The following is a 19,229-nucleotide window of genomic DNA, read 5'->3' as shown; positions in this document are numbered from 1 at the left end:
AAAAAAAAGCCCTCTTGCGAGGGCTTTCAGATCGGCTATCCCGCCGACTTACGCCTGTCCGAGATCGCGCAACGCCAGATTGAAGTGCTGGCCCAGCTCACGCCGGTGAACCGGATGCTCCATCATCGACACATGGTCGCCGTTGACCTGGCTGACGCGGACGGTCGCCGGCGGCAACAGCCTATCCCATCCCAGCGCGGAAGCGTCTTCGCGGCAATATCCCGCCTGCTTGATCTTCTGCCAGTACGCCTGGAACTGCTCGTTCTGCGAATTGGCGGAAACCTGCTCCTGCTTCGCCTTGAACAGATGGATCTTGAGCGATGCAGGCTGCACCTGAGTCGCTTCCACCAGCTTGGCGTAATGGTGTCGCTGTTGCCAGAGGGCCGCCTCGTCGGCCACTTCCGCACGCTGAGTCTTGATCCCGGCGCGTTGCACGGCCGCTATCGCCTCCGGTAGCGGCAGCTCGGCCAACTGCTGACAGAACTGCGGATCCGGCCTCTCCTGCGTGGATTCCACCCAGTTCAGCAACAGCTGGACCGGGCTGTGCATCGCCTCCACCGGCCGCAACGTGTCAATCAGCCCCAGGAAAGCGACCGCTTCCCCGCTCGATTGCAGTTGCTCGGCGATGGCATAGGCCAACACCCCGCCGGAAGAGTACCCCGCCAGATGGTAGGGCCCCTGCGGCTGCACTTCGCGAATCAACGCCACGGCGCTGGCGGCCATGTCGCTCATGGTCGCCGGCTTCTCCTCCACCGCCGGCCACGGCACAGCGTAGACCGGGAAGCTTTCATCGATCTCCTTGGCCAATTCAAATACATAAGAGTGATCGCCAAAGCCGGTCGGGACGAAGAACAGCGGCGGTCGGCTGCCGCTGCTGCGAGCCGGCACCGCTTTGCACAGCGGAGCCTCGGCGGTGCGACGGTCGATCCGTTCGGCCAATTCGGCCAAGATCGGATGGTTGAAGATCGCCTGTACCGGCAAGGTGATGCCTTGCTGACGCAGTTGGCTGGAGAGACGCACCGCCAGCAATGAATGGCCGCCGAGCTCGAAGAAATTGTCGTGGCGTCCTATCTGGCCAATCTCGAGCAGCTCGCACCATGCCCGCGCCAGCGTCGTTTCGGTCTCACCCTGAGGCGCCGCATACTCCCGAGCGCCGACTGCCGCACACTCCGGCTCCGGCAAGGCGCGCCGATCCAGCTTACCGTTGGCGGTCAACGGCAGCGCATCCAGCCAGACATAAGCCGACGGCACCATGTACTCCGGCAACCGTTCGCTCAAATAGGCCCGTAGCTGCCCTTGCAGCGTGCTGCGTTCCACCTCGGCCGCCGGTACGATCCAGGCGACCAGGCGCGGATGATGTTCCGTCGAACAAACCTGCACCACCGCTTCCCGCACCCACGGGCTCGCCGCCAGCTGCACCTCGATCTCGCCCGGTTCGATGCGGAACCCGCGCAGCTTGATCTGCTGATCGCATCGCCCCTGGTATTCAAGACTGCCGTCCGGCAAATAACGCGCCAGATCGCCGGTGCGATACATGCGGCCGCCACCGACCGGATTGAACGGATCGCTCAGGAAGCGCTGTGCCGTCAGTTCCGGTCGGTTCAGATAGCCCAACGCCACCCCCACGCCGCCGATGTGCAATTCCCCCACCGCCCCCATCGGCACCGGGCGCCCGCGGGCGTCCAGCAAGTACGCGCGGGTATTGCCGATCGGTTTACCAATCGGCAAACGCGCCTCCCCTTCGGCCCGCTCGATACGCGCCGTGGTCGCAAAGGTCGTGGTCTCCGTCGGCCCATAGGCATGGATCAGTTGCACCGGCCCTTGTTCTTGCAGCAACCGCGCATAAGCGCCCGGATCCTCTTTCTCCCCCCCGCTGATCAGATATTTCAGCTGCGCCAGCGCGCCGCTGATGCTGTGCACATACTGATTGAACAACGCGGTGGTCAAGAACAGTGTGGTGATGCGATGACGCTGCAGTTCGGCCGCCAGACGTTCGGCTTCCATCATTACCTCCGGCGCTATCACCACCAGCGCACCGCCGTTCAGCAGGGCCGCCCACACCTCCATCGTGCTGGCGTCAAACGCCGGGTTGGCGGCAAAGGCAACGCGGTCTTCAGCGTCAAAGGCGGCGTAGCGATTGTTGCGCACCAAACGAGTAATGCCCTGGTGCGGCGTCATGACCCCTTTCGGCGTACCGGTCGAACCGGAGGTATACATGATGTAGGCCGTCGCGCCGCTCGACAATCGCAACGCCGGATTACCGTCATTGCCTTCGCAATCCTCGATCGGCAGCTGCGGAATGTCCTCATTGCCGGCGGTCTCAGCCAGCATCAGACACGCGCCGCTGTCATTGACGATCCACGCCTGACGCGCGGCCGGCAGTTGCGGATCGAGGGGCACATACGCCGCACCGGCCTTGACGATCGCCAGTTGGGCGCAAACCAGTTCGATGCTGCGCGTCAGCCGCACCGCGACCCGATCGCCCGGTTGTACGCCGCACTCAATCAGCCGGTGCGCCAACCGGTTGGCGCGCGCATTCAACTGCGCGTAACTGAGCTGCCGCTCCCCCTGGATCACGGCGACGGCCTGTGGCGTCAACTGCGCCTGTTGTTCAAACAGTTCGTGCACGCAGGTATCCGCCGGGTAAGGTTCCGCCGTATGATTCCAGCGGCACAGCTGCAGCGCATACTCCTCATCCGGCATCACGTCCAGTTCGCAGATCGGTGTCTGCGGCGCCTCTTCCAGCGCCTGCGCCAAGGCGCTCAACGCCTGTGCCATGTAACCGCACACGCGCTGCGCTTCAATCGGCTGTCTGACCTGCGCCGTCAGGCCCAACGAATCGCCGCCGTCCTCGACCGACAGCACGAACGGATAGTTGGTGCGTTCCTGGCTATCCAACAGCGTCACGCCGGCCGGCAAGGCGGTCTCCTCGCCGCTGTTATGCCGATAGTTCAGCAGGGCGCTGAACAGCGGCGTGCCCGCGGCGACGCCGCTGCAGCGCTGCGCCAAGGCCAGCGGCGCATGCTCATGGGCCAGCAGTCCGCTCAGCCGGATATGCGCCTGCAACGCCGCCGATTCTGCGCCAACCTCATTGACATCCAGCCGCAGCGGCAAGGTGTTGATAAACAGTCCGAGCGCCCGTTCCGCCCCGTCTCCGGCCTGCATGCGGCCCAGCAACACGGTGCCGAACACCACCTCATCGCGGCCGGTGGCGCGCGCCAGCACCTGCGCCCAGGCCAGGTGGCACAGACTGGCCAGGCTGACGCCCATCCGTCGCGCCTGCCGCCGCAGCTGCTGATTGAGCGTATGCGGCAATGCCAGGTGCGCCGTCGAGATATCTCGCCCTTCGCCATGCACATCGCTCAGGCCGAACGGCAGCGACGGTTCATCGATATCCGCCAGCAGAGTGCGGAAGAACTGCTCGTGTTCAGCGTTGCTGACGCCGAGCCGCGCCTGCGCCACCGCGTTGCGGAACGGCGGCGCCTTGGCCAATTCGTCTCCGCGTCCGGCCAGGATCAGATTGATTTCCTCCTGCATCACCGCCAGGGTCGAGTGGTCGCCGATCAGGTGATGCCACTGCTGGAGCACACACCAACTGCCCTCCTCTTCCCGTGCAGCGACAAAGCTCAGTAACGGCGCGCGCGTCAGGTCTGGCCGTACGCGGCGCGGATCAAACAACGCCGTCAGCCGCGCACCGATATCGCCCTGCGCCGGATCGAGCCGCAGTTCTTGCAGCGACAACTCGGCCTTGCGCCACACCACCTGCACCGGCGAAGACACGCCCTGGGTGATGAACGCGGTACGCAGAATGTCATGGCGGTCGATCACCTGCTGCATCGCCGCCAGCCAGGCATCCAGGCGCGCGCGGCTGTCGAAACGCAGCACCGCGGACAGCTGGTACGGATCGCCCTGCTCCGCCAGCAGATGGTGGAACAAAATCCCCTCCTGCAGCGGCGACAAAGCGTAGATGTCCTGTACGTTGGCCACGCCGCCCGGCACCTGCGCCACCACCGCGTCGATCTCCGGCTGGCTCAGCACCGCCAGCGGCAACATCTCCGGCGTAATGGAAGCGCAGCCCGGTTGGATACCGTTGGCCGGCACGCTCACCTCTTGCTGCGTGACCAATGTCTGCGCCAACGTCGACAGCGTCGGCGCGGTGAACAGCGTTTGCACCCCGGCGCTCAACCCCACACGGCGCAGCTGCGCCATCAGTTTGACCGCCAGCAGCGAATGGCCACCCAGTTCGAAGAAGTTATCGTGACGTCCTACACGCTCAATGCCCAGCAACTCGCGCCAGACCCCCGCCAGCAGCGTTTCCAGCTCGCCTTCCGGTTCGGCGTAAACCTCACGCACGTAGGCGTCCTCTTGCGGCTCAGGCAGCGCGCGCCGATCCAACTTGCCGTTCGGCGTCAGCGGCAGCGTATCCAGCGCAACCCAGGCCGTCGGCAGCATAAACTCCGGCAACATGCCCGCCAGATACTGCCGCAGCGTCACCGCCAACGTCTGGCGGTCCGCTTCAGCCGCCGGCACCACCCACGCCACCAGCCGTTTATTGTTCGCTTCGCCGAGGACATCCACCACCGCTTCGCGCACCGCCGGATGACCAGCCACTCGCGCCTCGATTTCACCGCATTCGATGCGGAAGCCGCGAATTTTCACCTGCCGATCGTTACGGCCTTGGTAGTCGATATTGCCGTCCGGCAGGTAGCGCGCCAGGTCGCCGGTACGATAGATCCGGTCTCCGGGATTGAAGGGATCCGCCAGGAACCGTTCTGCCGTCAGTTCGGCGCGATTGAGATAACCCAATGCCACGCCGGCACCGCCGATATAGAGCTCACCGGTGGCCCCGAGCGGCACCGGCTGCAAATGCTCATCCAGCAGATAGATGTGCGTATTGCCGATCGGCCGACCGATCGGCAGGCGTTGCCATGGCCCCACTTGTTCAACTATCGCCGCAGTGGCGATAACGGTGCCTTCCGTCGGCCCATAGGCATTGACCAGACGCACCGGCCCCGCCTCTTTCAGCATACGAGCAAAGGCGTGCGGATCCGCGGCTTCACCGCCGCTGATCAGATATTTCAGCTGCGCCAACGTCGCGGCGATGCTATGGACATATTGGTTAAACAACGACGTGGTCAGGAACAAGACGTTAATCTCTTGCCGCACCAGCGCTACCGCCAACGCATCGGCATCCGTCAATACCTCCGGCGCAATGATCGCCAGACTGGCGCCATTGAGCAACGCGCCCCACATTTCCAACGTGCTGGCGTCGAATGCCGGGTTAGCGGCGAAAGCAAAGCGATCGCCGCGTTCGAACGCCGCAAACCGATTGTTAATCGCCAGCCGGAGGATGCCTTGATGCGTCACCATCACGCCTTTAGGCGTGCCGGTCGAGCCCGAGGTATACATGATGTAAGCCGGTGCGTCGCCGGCGCGAGCCACCGCCGGATCGTGGGTCGGCTCCTGCCGCAGACGATCGATACGCAGGCATTCGATCTCGCCGGCTATCTCGCGATCGAGATCGCGATCGCACAGGATCAACGTCGTTCCGCTGTCGCCGATGATCCACGCCTGCCGCGCAACAGGCAGGTGCGGATCGAGCGGCACATAAGCGGCGCCCGCCTTGAGGATCGCCAACTGGGCGATGACCAGAGAGAAACTGCGTTCGAGCGACGTGGCCACGCGGTCGCCGGGGCGTACACCCTGTCCGATAAGTTGGTGCGCCAGTTGGTTAGCGCGGGTGTTCAATTGCGCGTAGCTAAGGCTGTCCGCCTCGTTTACCAACGCGATGGCATCCGGCGTGCGCCGCGCCCACTGTTCAAACTGGAGGTGAACAGGGTTCTGCGCCGGATAAGCTTCCGCGGTTCGGTTCCAGCCATACAACAGCAGTTCGCGCTCAGCGGCCGGCAGCAGATCGATATGCGAAGCAGACTGCGAAGCGTTTGTCGCCATCGCCCGCAGCACCTGCACCAGATAGGCGCCGTAACGCTCGGCGGTGGCGCGATCGAACAACGCCGTGGCGAAGTTCAGCGTGCCGCTGATGCCTTCGCCGTTATCGGCCAGATCGAGCGTCAAATCATACTTGGCGATCCGGTAGCCCAACTCGGCGCTCTCGGCCTGCAGTCCAGACAGCGGAATATTGCGCACCGAGCCGTCCTGCCAGGCCAGCATCACCTGGAACAGGGGGGTATAGCCCAGATGGCGCGGCGGGTTGACCAGCTCCACCACCTGCTCGAACGGCAGATCGCGGTTTTCCTGCGCCGCCAGCACCGTGTGGCGGATCCGTTCGAGCAGCGTCGGCAGATCCGGATCGTCGCGAAGATCGATGCGCAGCGCCAGCGTGCTGACGAAGAAACCGACCAGCGATTCGGTTTCCAGCCGGCCGCGGTTGGCCTCCGGCGTACCGATCACCAGCTCCTGCTGTCCGGCCATGCGCGCCAGCACCAGGCTCCAGGCCGCCAGCACCGTCATAAACAGCGTACCGCCATGCTGTCGGCTGAATTGACGCAGCGCCTGCGTCAGCTCGGCGTCGATCGCGATCGGCACTTCTGCGCCGCTGAAAGACTGTACCGTCGGACGCGGTCGGTCGGTCGGCAACGTCAGCAGCGCCGGCGCATCGCTCAGCGTTTCACGCCAGTATTGCGCCTGCGCCGCCAGCCGTTCCGGCGTCAGGTTGCGACGCTGCCAGGCGGCGTAATCCGGGTATTGCAAGGTCGGCGGCGGCAGCGGATCGGCCTCGCCGCGACGGAAAGCGCCGTACAGCACGCCCAATTCGCGCAGCAGTATGCCGGTCGACCAGCCGTCGGAGACGATGTGATGGCAGGTGAGCAGGAACAGATGCTCCTCATCCGCCAGGCGGAGCAGCGCGGCGCGCACCAGCGGACCGGAACTCAGCTCGAAAGGCGCCTCCGCCAGGTGCTGCGCCAGTTGCCGCGCTCGGCTTTGGGTATCCTGCTGCCCACGCAGATCGTGAACTGTCAACGGCAGCGCGTCTGCCGGCAGAATGTGCGTCTGCGGCTGCCCCTCGATGGTGATAAACCGGCTGCGCAACGCTTCATGACGGGCATAGAGCGCATCCAGACTCTGCCGCCAGGCAGGCAGATCCAGCTCGCCGCGCAGGCTCAGCGCCAGCGGGATATGGTAAGTTTCACTCATTCCCTCCAACTGGGTCAGGAACCACAAGCGCTGCTGAGCAAACGACAGCGGCAATGCGGCGTCGCGCGGCAGAGCTTCGATCGGCGGTAGCGCTTCACTCGTCCTTTGCAGTTGCTGCGCCACTACGTGCAGCGTCGAATTGGCGAACAGGGTCTGCAACGGCAGCTGCCATTCCATCTGTTGCAGACGGTTGGTCAGACGTACCGCCAACAGCGAGTGGCCGCCCAGTTCGAAGAAGTTGTCGTGGCGGCCAACCCGCTCCACGTTCAGCAACTCGCGCCAGATCTCCGCCAGCAGCGTTTCGCGCTCACCCTGCGGCGCTTCGTACGCCGCCTGGCTCTGTATCCCCTGCGGCTCCGGCAGCGCCCGCCGGTCCAACTTGCCGTTCGGCGACAGCGGCAACGCCGCCACCACCACCCAGGCCGACGGCACCATGTAGTCCGGCAGCGCCGCGCTCACATGCTGCCGCAGCGCGCCCGCCAGCGTCTCTTCCGCCACGTCCGCCGCCGGCACCACCCACGCCACCAGCCGTTTGTCGTCGCCCACCGCCCGCGCATCCACCACCGCTTCGCGCACCGCCGGGTGCGTCGCCAGCGTCGCTTCTATCTCGCCGCATTCGATGCGGAAGCCGCGGATTTTCACCTGCTGGTCATTACGCCCCAGGTACTCGATGTCGCCGTTCGCCAGATAACGCGCCACATCGCCGGTGCGGTACATCCGCCCGCCCGGCGCGAACGGATCGCTCAAGAAGCGCTCCGCCGTCAGTTCAGGCCGGTTCAGATAGCCCCGCGCCACCTGCACCCCGCCGATATACAGCTCGCCCACCGCCCCCAGCGGCACCGGCTGCCCGTGCTCGTCCAGCAGGTAGATCCGCGTGTTGGCGATCGGCCGCCCGATCGGCACCGACACCCGGTCCGCCTCCCGCGAACAGTGCCAGGCGGTGACGTCCACCGCCGCCTCCGTCGGCCCATACAGGTTATGCAACTCCGCCTGCGGCAGCCGGCGGTAAAACTCTGCCACCAGCGCCGCCGGCAGCGCTTCCCCACTGCACATCACCCGCACCACCTGGCCGCAGCGCGTCGCCGCCTGCTCATCTGCCAGGAAGCTTTGCAGCATCGACGGCACGAAGTGCAGCGTGGTGACGCCGTACTGTTCGATCGCGCGGCTCAGGTAGTCCGGATCCTTGTGCCCTTCCGGCTTCGCCATCACCAGGCGCGCGCCGACCATCAGCGGCCAGAAGAACTCCCACACCGAGACGTCGAAGCCGAACGGCGTTTTTTGCAGCACCGTGTCCGCCGCCGTCAGGCCGTAGGCCTCCTGCATCCACACCAGCCGGTTGACCACCCCGCGGTGTTCGTTCATCGCGCCCTTCGGTTTACCGGTCGAGCCCGAGGTGTAAATCACGTACGCCAGGTGCGACGCCTGCGCGCGCGGCGCCGGGTTCTCGGCACTCAGCGTCTCCGGCAACGCGGCCTCCAGCGCCAGCTGCGGCGTCGCAGGCTCGCCCAGCGCCGCCCGGCCGGCGGCGTCCGCCAGCAGCAGCACCGGGTCGGCATCCTGCAGGATGTACTGCAGGCGCTCGCCCGGATAGGCCGGATCGAGCGGCACATAGGCGCCGCCGGCCTTGAGGATACCGAACAGCGCCGTCACCATGTTCAGGCCGCGTTCGGCGCACACCGCCACCCGGCTGTCCGGGCCCACGCCACGCGCTATCAGCGCGTGCGCCAGCCGGTTGGCGCGGGCGTTCAACCGGGCGTAACTCAGGCTTTCCGCGCCGCTCACCAGCGCGGTGGCATCCGGCGTTCGACGCACCTGCCGCTCGAACAGCGCCGCCAGCGTCTGATCCAGCGGGTAGTCACGCTCGGTGCGGTTCCAGCCATGCAGCAGATGCTCCCGTTCGGCGAGCGGCAGCAAATCGATATGGGATACCGATCGCGGGTTATTCAGCGTCATCGCTCGCAGCGCCTGTACCAGGTAAACGCCGTAGCGTTCGGCGGTGGCGCGATCGAACAACGCCGTGGCGAAATTCAGCGTGCCGCTGATGCCTTCGCCGGTATCGGCCAGATCGAGCGTCAGATCGAACTTCGCCGCGCTGTATTCCAGCCCGGCCAATTCGGCCTGCAGCCCAGGCAGCGGAATATCGCGTACCGAGCCGTCCTGCCAGGCCAGCATCACCTGGAACAGCGGGGTATAGCCCAGATGGCGCGGCGGGTTAACCAGCTCCACCACCTGCTCGAACGGCAGATCGCGGTTTTCCTGCGCCGCCAGCACCGTGTGACGGACCCGTTCGAGCAGCGTCGGCAGATCCGGATCGTCGCGAAGATCGATGCGCAGCGCCAGCGTGCTGACGAAGAAACCGACCAGCGATTCGGTTTCCAGTCGGCCGCGGTTGGCCTCCGGCGTGCCGATCACCAGCTCCTGCTGTCCAGCCATGCGCGCCAGCACCAGGCTCCAGGCCGCCAGCACCGTCATAAACAGCGTGCCGCCATGCTGTCGGCTGAATTGACGCAGCGCCTGCGTCAGTTCAGCGTCGATCGCGATCGGCACTTCTGCGCCGCAGAAAGACTGCACCGTCGGACGCGGTCGGTCGGTCGGCAACGTCAGCAGCGCCGGCGCATCGCTCAGCGTTTCACGCCAGTATTGCGCCTGCGCCGCCAGCCGTTCCGGCGTCAGGTAGCGACGCTGCCAGGCGGCGTAATCCGGGTATTGCAAGGTCGGCAGCGGCAGTGGATCGGCCTCGCCGCGACGGAAAGCGCCGTACAGCGCGCCCAATTCGCGCAGCAGTATGCCGGTCGACCAGCCGTCGGAGACGATGTGATGGCAGGTGAGCAGGAACAGATGCTCCTCATCCGCCAGGCGGAGCAGCGCGGCGCGCACCAGCGGCCCCTGCGTCAAATCGAACGATTGAGTGGCCGCCTGACGGCACAGCGTTTCAGCCTGCGCGGGGTGACGTCGCAGATCGTGAAACGCAAGCGGTAACCCGTTTGCCGGCAAAATCTGTACCTGTGGCCGATCTTCCCGGGTGATGAACCGGCTGCGCAGCGATTCGTGGCGCGCATAGAGCGCGTCCAGCCCCTGTTGCAACGCCTGCCGGTCCAACCGACCGCGCAGCCGCAATGCCAGCGGGATATGGTAGGTTTCGCTCATCCCCTCCAACTGGGTCAGGAACCACAGACGCTGCTGAGCAAACGACAGCGGCAATTCCCCATCGCGCGCCACCGGCAGTATCGGCAGCGGTTCCTGAGCCGGCGCAACCTGCAGCGCCTGGGCCAGCACGTGCAGTACCGGGCTGGCGAACAGCGCCTGCAACGGCAGCTGCCATCCGGCCTGTTGCACGCGGTTCGCCAGGCGCACCGCCATCAGCGAATGCCCGCCCAGTTCGAAGAAGTGGTCGTAACGGCCAATCCGTTCTACGCCCAACAGCTCATGCCAGATAGCCGCCAGCAGATTTTCTGCCTCGCCCTGCGGCGGCGCATAGGCCTCGCGCGCGCAGGCGTCGACCTGCGGCACCGGCAGGGCGCGCTTGTCCAATTTGCCGTTGCCGGTCAGCGGCAACGCCTCCAGCCAAACGTAAGCCGCCGGCACCATATAGTCCGGCAACCTCGCCTGCAGATGCCGGCGCAATTCGGTCGCCAGCGTAGCGCGTTCCGTCTCCGGCGCCGGAACCACCCACGCCACCAGTCGCTTATTCCCGTCGCCATCGTCGATAGCGTCCACGGCTACGCTGCGCACGCGCGGATCGGCACTCAACTGCGCTTCCACCTCACCGCACTCGATGCGGAAGCCGCGGATTTTCACCTGCTGGTCGTTGCGCCCCAGGTATTCGATATCCCCCCCCGGCAGATAGCGCGCCAGATCGCCGGTGCGATACATGCGCGCACCCGGCGCCCGGTTGAAAGGGTCTTCGAGAAAACGTTCCGCCGTCAATTCGGGCCGGTTCAGGTACCCTCGCGCCACCCCTTCACCGCCGACGTACAGTTCGCCGATCGCCCCCATCGGCACCGGTTCGCCATCGGCGCCCAGCAGATACAGCCGCAAATCCGGAATACGGCAGCCGATCGGGCTGGCGACGATCGCCGTATCCTGCGCCGACAGCGGCCGGTACGTCACGTGCACCGTGGTTTCGGTGATGCCGTACATGTTGACCAATCGCGTCTGCCGGTTCTCTGGACGAGCAAACCACGGCGCGAGATCGGAAGGCTTCAGCATTTCACCACCGAACACGATCTCGCGCAGCTGATGGCGCGCTTCGCTGTGCGCCTGAGCCTGGATAAAGGCTTTGAAGGCGCTCGGCGTCTGATTCAATACCGTGATGCCGCTGCGGCAGACGAAATGATAAAAGTCCGGCGCCGAACGGGCGATCTCCTGCGGTACGATGAACAGCTGGCCGCCATACAGCCAGGCGCCCCAGATCTCCCAAACCGAAAAGTCGAAGGCGAATGAGTGGAACAGGCACCACTTGTCGGCGGCGCTGAAGTTAAACCAGGCGTTGGTGGCGCTGAACAAGCGCGCGACCTGGCGATGTTCCACCATGACCCCTTTCGGTTTGCCGGTCGAACCGGAGGTGTAAATCACATACGCCAGGTGTGATGGCCGCACCTCGACGTCCTGCAGATCGTCGCTTTCCCCCGTCAACGGCTGTTCCAGCGCCAATACCGGCACCTCGCAGCCGCCCAGCGCTTGCCTGCCGAGTTCATCCGCCAACAGCAGCACCGGCGCGGAGTCCGCCAGGATGTACTGTAGCCGCTCTCCGCTATAGGCGGGATCCAACGGCACATAGGCGCCGCCGGCTTTGAGGATCCCCAGCAACCCGGCCAGCATCGGCAGACCGCGTCCGGCGCACAGCGCCACCAGGCTGTCCGGCTGCACGCCAAGCTGTACCAGCCGATGGGCCCAACGGTTCGCCTGGGTATTCAATTCCGCGTAGGTCAGGCTGTCGTCGCCGTATGTCACCGCGATCGCATCTGGCGTGCGTTTGGCCTGCGCTTCGAACAGCCGATGCAGACACGCCGCCGGCGAGTGCGAAGCAACGGTGTGATTGAGGCCCTGCAGCAACTGCGTGCGTTCTTCCTCGGAAACCAGATTGAGTTCGCCGACGGTGCGACGATGAGAACCCGCCCTCACCGCGTCGTTGAGCAGCATCAGCAGATGTTGCGTCGCACGCAACATCTGCTCGTCAGCCACGGAGGCGGCGTCGTAGACCCAACGGAAAGCGCCGTCAGCCTTGCAGATTTGCAATACCGCGCGCGAACCGGAAGCCATGATGGCGGCAACCCCCTCGTCTTCAGGCTGCAACCCCTGCGCCGAGCGCCGGCTGACGATCGATACCGCCGTCGGCCAAGTCTGAGGCGCTCGCAGGTCCGCATCGCGCGTCAGCAACGCGGGATGATAATCGGCATGAGCGCGCAGCTGGCTATATTCCTGTTCCAGCGCGGCCAACGCCTGCTGGAAATTGCTGGTGTGATCAACAGAGACCTGCAGCGGCAGCACGCGCGCGCTCAGGTGGGCCCAACGACCCCAATTCCGATCGTCCGGGGTGATCCACCCCAGCTGAAAATCGGTTTCATTGCACATGCGCGCCAGATAGAGGGTTGCTGCCGCCAGCACCTGCTCGCCGGCAATCTTTTCCAGGCGCTGCCAGGCCGTGGCCTGCCAGCGTGCGGGAAGGTCCGCCCGGCGGTCAGGCCCTGGCGGGAACGGCGCCGGATAAAAGCGTGTCAGACGCGGTTGCCAGAAAGCGGCGCTGTCGGCGCTGGCGCCATACGCCGCGCCTAACAGCGAAGCTTCGGCATCGCTAAACGTCGGCAAGACCGAGCCGACAGACAGGCCGCAGGCCTGCGCCAGCGCATCACCCGGCTGAATCGAGCCGTCGGCGCGCAAGAACGGCCCGACGCGCACCACGCCGGGATGCGCGGCGATCTCCCAGCCGTCGGTCTCGATGCGCAGCAGGGTGCCGGGTTCGGCCTGGCGTTCATCGCTCACCGCCAGCAGCGTCGTCACGCCCAGCACGCGCTCCGCCAACAGTATCTTCGCCGCGCATCCCGCGCCATGGCTCAGCGAGCTCACCAGGCGCTGCAGCGCCTGAGCCGGGCGATCCCAACGGATGATGCCGCCGGCAGGCGGTTGCCGCCGGTTGGCGTAAAAGCTGCCGCCGGCCCCGGCATCCGCCAACGTCGCCACTTGCCGATCCAACGCCTCGATCGTTCCCGTCGTTGAAGCGTTCAGCGCGCGTAAAATGAACTGGAAACGACGCTGCAAAACATCCAGATCGTCTAATGAATTTGCATAGGCGGCGTCAGAAAAAGTGACGTCCAGTTCATTCGCCTGCTGGTCTTCATACAGCATAATCTGTAGATCGCCGGACGGAATATTGCCACCGTAATACCAACGGGTGCGGCATCCCCAGAAAGGATCGCCGTGGTCGAAAGAAACGATGTTAATTGAAGGGCCAAACCAGGCGGAATCCGTCGCGCCATTATCACGCCGAATATCCTCCCCGCGATATAATTGATGGCGAACCACTTTCGCTATTTCAGCCGCCACTTTCTGGATAAATTCAGCCAGACTTAGTTGAGGTTCAACCTTAATAATCAAAGGGACAACGTTAGAGGTCATACCAATACTGTTTCGTTCCCTTGTCCCGGTCACCGGCATGCTGAAATTAAGATATTCGCTGCCGGTTAGGCTGTAGAAACATAATGCTACGGCGGCGGCCAATATATGCGCACGGTGTACGCCGATATTGTCGGCCTGCCGCTGCAGCCGATCCAAGGCGTCTTTTTCCAGCAGCTGCGTGTTGTGGTGCATCGCAGCGTCCGGCGTCAATACGGCCCTGCGTGACAAGCTCTGCGGCGCGGCGGCGGTATATTCCCGCCAAAACGCCTGATCGGAAGAAAAGCGCGAAGAGTCGCGGTACTTGATGTCGTTTTCATACAGCAGAGAGAAATTGCAGTTGGCGAATTCAGGGATGACGCCGCCGGACGCCAGCGCGTTATAGTAAGCCGCGATGCGCCGCATCACTTCCTCGGCGCTGCGGCCGTCGGTGATCATATGGTGGAAACGGCGATAGAGGATGTAGCGCTGCGGTGCGAGCGTAATGACATAAAAACTAAAAGGTTCTTCTCCCGTAGCGCGGCGCGGCAGCGCCGAATCCGCCACCATCCAACGTCTGGCCGCCTGCAGAGGATCGGGCTCCTTGCTGAGATCGAGCGTGAACAGCGGCTCATGGGTGCGTGGCGCGCGGTATTGATAAAGCTCACCGTCTTTTTCCACAAAATGCGCTTGCAGAGCCGGCGTTTCTTCGACGATGGCGTCGATGGCTTGCCGCAGCAGTTTAACGTTGAGCGGCCCGTCGACCTGTCCGTAGCCCCAGATATTGAACGACAAATCTTTGGCGATGTTTTCCCCCAGCCAGAGTTCACGCTGGGCGGTTGTTATTTCATGCAGCTCAACTTTCTCCGTTGCGGCCTGAGACCCTGCACGGAATTCCCCACTCTTCACATCAGTTTGTTTGTTCATAATATTCTCTAGCACGTTTTCATTACGTTAATGAAATAGACCGTCAGGATTTAGGCAAAGACTGGCCGCCCGACAGTTCAAGTCAGAATAAAAAAACCGTAGAAAAGCTGGGTCTCCCCCAACTAAGAAAGGATAGAATGGCTAATCCAGAGGTCCCCCCTGTGCCTCAATTTGCTGAGCTGTGAAGTATAGGAGAGGATATTTTTTTTGGCGAAACGTGCGAAAGGGAATAAATGACCATTTTATTTCCCCGATATTACTCAGGGATGACGAGGATATTGAACTTGTATTAACCTGATATGATTGGAGAATAATTAATATTTTTTTGTATTATTCATCGAGGTTAATATGCAGCAATTCTTACGATAAGAGCCTCTCCATATCAATAAGTTATACTTTATTGTTTGAAAGACAATAATTAATAATTTAATTAATTCATTGTCATCGAAATTTATGCTCGGTTTTATCGGCGGCAGCTCTATCGCTTTTTGTTATAACAATGGGAAAAATTATGCTGAAAAAATTTTGCGTTTTTTCGTGCGTAAATCAACGACACCGTTCCCAACCGCAGACAATGTCAATGGGGCGGCAGAGCCCGCCCCAAGAGGTCTTACCACATCAGCCGGCCGATCAATGGCGCGGCCACCACCGTGATGATGCCGGCCAGCATCATCACCAAACTCGACACCACGCCCTCCTGCGGCCCCAGCTCATAGGCGCGGGCAGTGCCGGCGCCGTGCGACGAGGCGCCAAATCCGGCGCCCTTCGCCAGACGGCTGCGCACCGCCAGCCGCAAAAACAAAATATCCCCCACCGCCATGCCGAACACCCCGGTGATCACCACGAACAGCGCCACCAGATCCGGCTGCCCGCCCATCTGTTTGGCGGCCTCCAGCGCGAACGGCGTGGTGATCGACCGCACCGCCAGGCTGCGCTGCACCTCTTCCGGCAGCGTCAACAGGCGCGCCAGCCACACCGAGCTGTACACCGCCACCAGCACCGCGGTCGTTACCCCGGCGGTCAGCGACAGCCAGTGGCGACGGATGATATGCAGATTCTCGTACACCGGTACCGCGAAGGCGATGGTCGCCGGCCCCAGCAGCCACAGCAGCCAGTGGGTTTCACCGATGTAGTCCTGATAGGAGATATGGGTGACCACCAGCAGCAGCACCAGAATCATCGGCGTCAGCACCAGCGGCATCAGCAGCAACGTGCGGCGGCGGCGATAGAGTTTCTTGTTGGCGAAATACAGCGCCAGCGTCGCCAGAAAACAGGCCAGGCTAAGGATAAAATCATTCATGGCGCTGCTTCCGCCGCTGCAGCCAAATCTCCAGCCGATACACCCTGTCCACCACCAGCCCGGTGGCGCCCAGCGTCAGCATGGTGCTGACTGCGATCACCAGAAAGATCTTCCAGCCCTCGACCATCAGCAGCTGGGCATAGTTGACCACCGCCACCACCGCCGGCACGAAAAACAGCAGCATTTCCGCCAGCAGCCAGCGGGAGCCGGCCTTGACCCAGCTGAGCGGCAGAATGCGCAGCAGGATCAGGGCCAGCAGCATCAGCATGCCGACGATATTGGCGGGGAGCGGCAGGTGGAATTGTTGCACCAGGCGATCGGCGATCAGGAACAGCGCCGCATACAATGCCACCTGAATCGGCACCTGCAAACGGGTCAGCAGGGAGGGGGCAACGCGGCGTAACGCCAGAGACATGAAAGATGACCTCAAACAATAATTGACGGCCTACAGTATACGCAGCCGGGAAACCACGCCTGAAATGAATTAAAATTATCGACATCATGCCGTCCGGGAATAGTTTCCCGCCGGTAGCGTCCCCAAGGAGAACCCTAACGTGGATGTCCGCACCCTGCGCTACTTCGTTGAAGTGGTGCGCCAGCAAAGCTTCACCCGCGCGGCGGAAAAACTGTTCGTCACCCAGCCCACCATCAGCAAAATGCTGCGGCATCTGGAGGAGGAGCTGGAATGCACGCTGCTGATCCGCGAAGGCCGCAAGCTGCGCCTGACCGACAGCGGCCAGGCGGTGTATCAGCGCGGCCTGACGATCCTCGACGAATTCCGCCAGTTGGAGGCGGAGCTGGAAGACATCAGCTCGGTGAAAAAGGGCGTGTTGCGGCTGGGCATTCCGCCGATGGTCGGCAGGCAGATCGCCGATCTGATCCGCCGCTTTCGCCAGACCTACCCCGGCATCGAATTGAAGATTTCCGAGCTGGGCGGGCTGTCGGTCGAACAGGCGGTGATGTCCGGCGAACTGGATCTGGCGATGACGGTGTTGCCCTTCGACTCGGAGCAGCCGCTGACCTTTCTGCCGCTGCTGGGCCACCCGATGTGCGTGGTGGCGCCGCGCACGCCGCAGTGGCTCAACCGCACCAGCATCAATATCGCCGAATTGGCCGACAGCCCTATCCTGATTTATAACGAAGACTTTGCGCTGTACAAGATGCTGATGAAGGCGTTTCGCCTGGCCGGTTTTGAACCGCAAATCGCGGTGCGCAGCGGCCAATGGGACTTCCTCGCCTCGATGGTGCAAGCCGGCGTGGGCATCGCCATGCTGCCGGAGCCGGTTTGCCGCTGGCTGGATAAGGAAAACCTGGTCTGGCTGCCGCTGGAACCGCGCATGGAATGGAAAATCGGCCTGATCTGGCGCCAGGGCAGCTATTTGTCGCACAGCGCGCAGGCCTGGATCGCCTGCTGCCGCGACTACTGGCCGCCGGTCAAGTAGCCAAAAAACAAGGGCCGCACAGGCGGCCCTTCAGGATGGGGATAACGAGGAAAAACGTTTATTCCTGCTTCTGCGTTTACCCCTCGCGCTCGATCAACAGCGCTTCGAGCAAATCGAGATCGTGCAGCAGTTTTTGCAGCGTCTCGTTGCTGATTTTCTGCGTGGCACGCAGGTGGTACAGCTCGCCGCGCTCGGCGCGCAGCGCCGTCAGGCGGAAACGCCGCTCGAGGTTTTCCATCGCCAGCGCATTCTCGATATCGTCTTTCGACGCGATACGCCGCCGCAGCATGCCCGTCACCCGCGAGCTGACCTCTTTCAACACCTGCGGATCGAGGTTCTCTTCGGTATCGGCGACCAGGCGCTCTTCCATTTTATTCACGCTCTCGATCGCCACCTCGGCCGCCATGGCGATCGCCATGCGCTCTTCCTGCTTGCTGGCGCTCTTGTCGGTCACCTGCACGCCGCGCAACAGCAGCGGCAACGCCAGCACGCCGACAATCAACGACAGCAGGATCACCCCGGCGGCGATAAACACCAGCTGATAGCGCGCCGGGAAGGCGGTGCCGTCGCTCAGCAACAGCGGTATCGACAGCACGCCGGCCAGGGTAATCGCCCCGCGCACCCCGGCGAACGACGCCACCCACAGCTCACGCGTGCTGTAGTCGCCAAACTGCAGCGGGCGCTTTTTCATAAAGCGGTTGCTGGCCTTCTTCATCACCCACAGCCAGGTGAAACGCAGCACCAGCAGCGCGGCGTAGATGGTGGCCACGTCGGCGAACAGATACCAGGTCTGGATGGTCGGATCCAGCTCCGCCTGCAGGATGGAGGTTTCAAGAATGCCCGGCAGCTGCAGGCCCAACATGATGAACACCATGCCGTTGAACACGAACTCCAACATCGCCCATACGCTGTTGGCGCGCAGGCGCATCGCCAGCGGTGCGTTGCGGATCACGCCGGATTGGCTGATGGTCATCCCCGCCGCCACCGCCGCCAGGATGCCGGAAACGCCGATATGTTCGGCGATCAGGTAGGACGCGAACGGCAGCAGCAGCAGGAACACGATCTGGGTCGCCGGATCGTCGCCGCTCCAGCGGCTCATCACCCGCAGCGATTTACTGTAGGTCCAGGTGACCGCCACGCCGGCCAGCAGGCCGCCGATCGCCACTTTGAGGAATTCGAGGGTCGCGCCGCCCACGGTGAACACCATGGTGCCCATCGCCACCGCGATGGCGAACTTGAGCGATACCAGGCCGGACGCGTCATTCATCAGCGCCTCGCCCTCGAGCACGCCCATGATCGGCTTGGGAATCCGCCCTTTGCCGACGATGCCGGACAGCGCCACGGCATCGGTCGGCGACAGCACCGCCGCCAGCGCGAAGGCCGCCACCAGCGGAATGCCCGGCACCATGGCGTAGATCAGATAACCGACGCCGACCACGGTGATCAGCACCAGCACCAGCGCCAGGCCGAGAATTTCACGCCCGTGGTGCAGGAACTCGCGCGTCGGCGTTTTCCAGCCGTCGGCGAACAGCAACGGCGGAATGAACAGCACCAGGAACAGTTCGGGATCAAAATCGACGTGCAGCCCGAAATGCGGCCAGGCCAACAGGGCCCCGATGGCGATTTGCATCAGCGGCAGCGGCACCTGGAACGGCAACATGCGCGTCACCACCCCGGACAGGGAGACCACCAGGATCAAAATGAGGATTGTAAAAAAGATTTCCATGCTTTCCTTAGACTCTACGATTCAGACGACATCGGCTCAGGGCCTGCGTTGGTCCCGATAGTAGATCACTTTTTTTACAGCCGTTAAA

Annotated in this window: 5 protein-coding genes; 1 reads left to right on the top strand and 4 read right to left on the bottom strand. The window is 63.2% G+C overall.

Annotation, left to right across the window (positions count from 1 at the left end):
* Positions 1–48: 48 nt before the first annotated feature.
* The 3 genes from ACJ8PE_RS09870 to ACJ8PE_RS09860 all read right to left on the bottom strand — a co-directional run bounded on the left by ACJ8PE_RS09870 (position 49) and on the right by ACJ8PE_RS09860 (position 16,388).
* The gene (locus ACJ8PE_RS09870) at positions 49–14,673 is read right to left on the bottom strand and encodes an amino acid adenylation domain-containing protein (protein WP_442536754.1); all 14,625 of its coding nucleotides are present in this window, start codon (positions 14,671–14,673) and stop codon (positions 49–51) included.
* A gap of 610 nt (positions 14,674–15,283) precedes the next feature.
* Positions 15,284–15,973 (bottom strand): LrgB family protein, encoded by a 690-nt coding sequence (locus tag ACJ8PE_RS09865; RefSeq protein ID WP_004936833.1) that lies wholly within the window; start codon positions 15,971–15,973, stop codon positions 15,284–15,286.
* Complete coding sequence (locus tag ACJ8PE_RS09860) at positions 15,966–16,388, bottom strand: CidA/LrgA family protein (protein ID WP_004936830.1); 423 nt, start codon at positions 16,386–16,388, stop codon at positions 15,966–15,968. The genes ACJ8PE_RS09865 and ACJ8PE_RS09860 overlap by 8 nt, the downstream gene beginning before the upstream one ends.
* 139 nt (positions 16,389–16,527) lie before the next feature.
* Here ACJ8PE_RS09860 and ACJ8PE_RS09855 point away from each other — a divergent pair, with 139 nt between their 5' ends.
* On the top strand, positions 16,528–17,415 hold the full coding sequence (locus tag ACJ8PE_RS09855; protein ID WP_033651228.1) for a LysR family transcriptional regulator: 888 nt from the start codon (positions 16,528–16,530) through the stop codon (positions 17,413–17,415).
* 76 nt (positions 17,416–17,491) lie between these two features.
* On the opposite strand, the gene ACJ8PE_RS09850 is transcribed toward ACJ8PE_RS09855, so the two are convergent.
* Positions 17,492–19,141 (bottom strand): Na+/H+ antiporter, encoded by a 1,650-nt coding sequence (locus ACJ8PE_RS09850; protein WP_004936822.1) that lies wholly within the window; start codon positions 19,139–19,141, stop codon positions 17,492–17,494.
* Between the last annotated feature and the right edge of the window lie 88 nt (positions 19,142–19,229).

Origin of the sequence: Serratia sp. CY74737, from assembly GCF_052166775.1 — a bacterium.
Classification (GTDB): Bacteria; Pseudomonadota; Gammaproteobacteria; order Enterobacterales; family Enterobacteriaceae; genus Serratia; species Serratia ureilytica.
Note: the sequence above shows the minus strand (reverse complement) of the source record. Positions and strands in the feature narration are given on the sequence as shown.

What these genes read in the sequence shown, in the direction of transcription:
- ACJ8PE_RS09870 (WP_442536754.1), bottom strand. Translation starts at nt 14,673, where the DNA reads ATGAACAAACAAACTGATGTGAAGAGTGGGGAATTCCGTGCAGGGTCT.
- ACJ8PE_RS09860 (WP_004936830.1), bottom strand. Translation starts at nt 16,388, where the DNA reads ATGTCTCTGGCGTTACGCCGCGTTGCCCCCTCCCTGCTGACCCGTTTG.
- ACJ8PE_RS09865 (WP_004936833.1), bottom strand. Translation starts at nt 15,973, where the DNA reads ATGAATGATTTTATCCTTAGCCTGGCCTGTTTTCTGGCGACGCTGGCG.
- ACJ8PE_RS09850 (WP_004936822.1), bottom strand. Translation starts at nt 19,141, where the DNA reads ATGGAAATCTTTTTTACAATCCTCATTTTGATCCTGGTGGTCTCCCTG.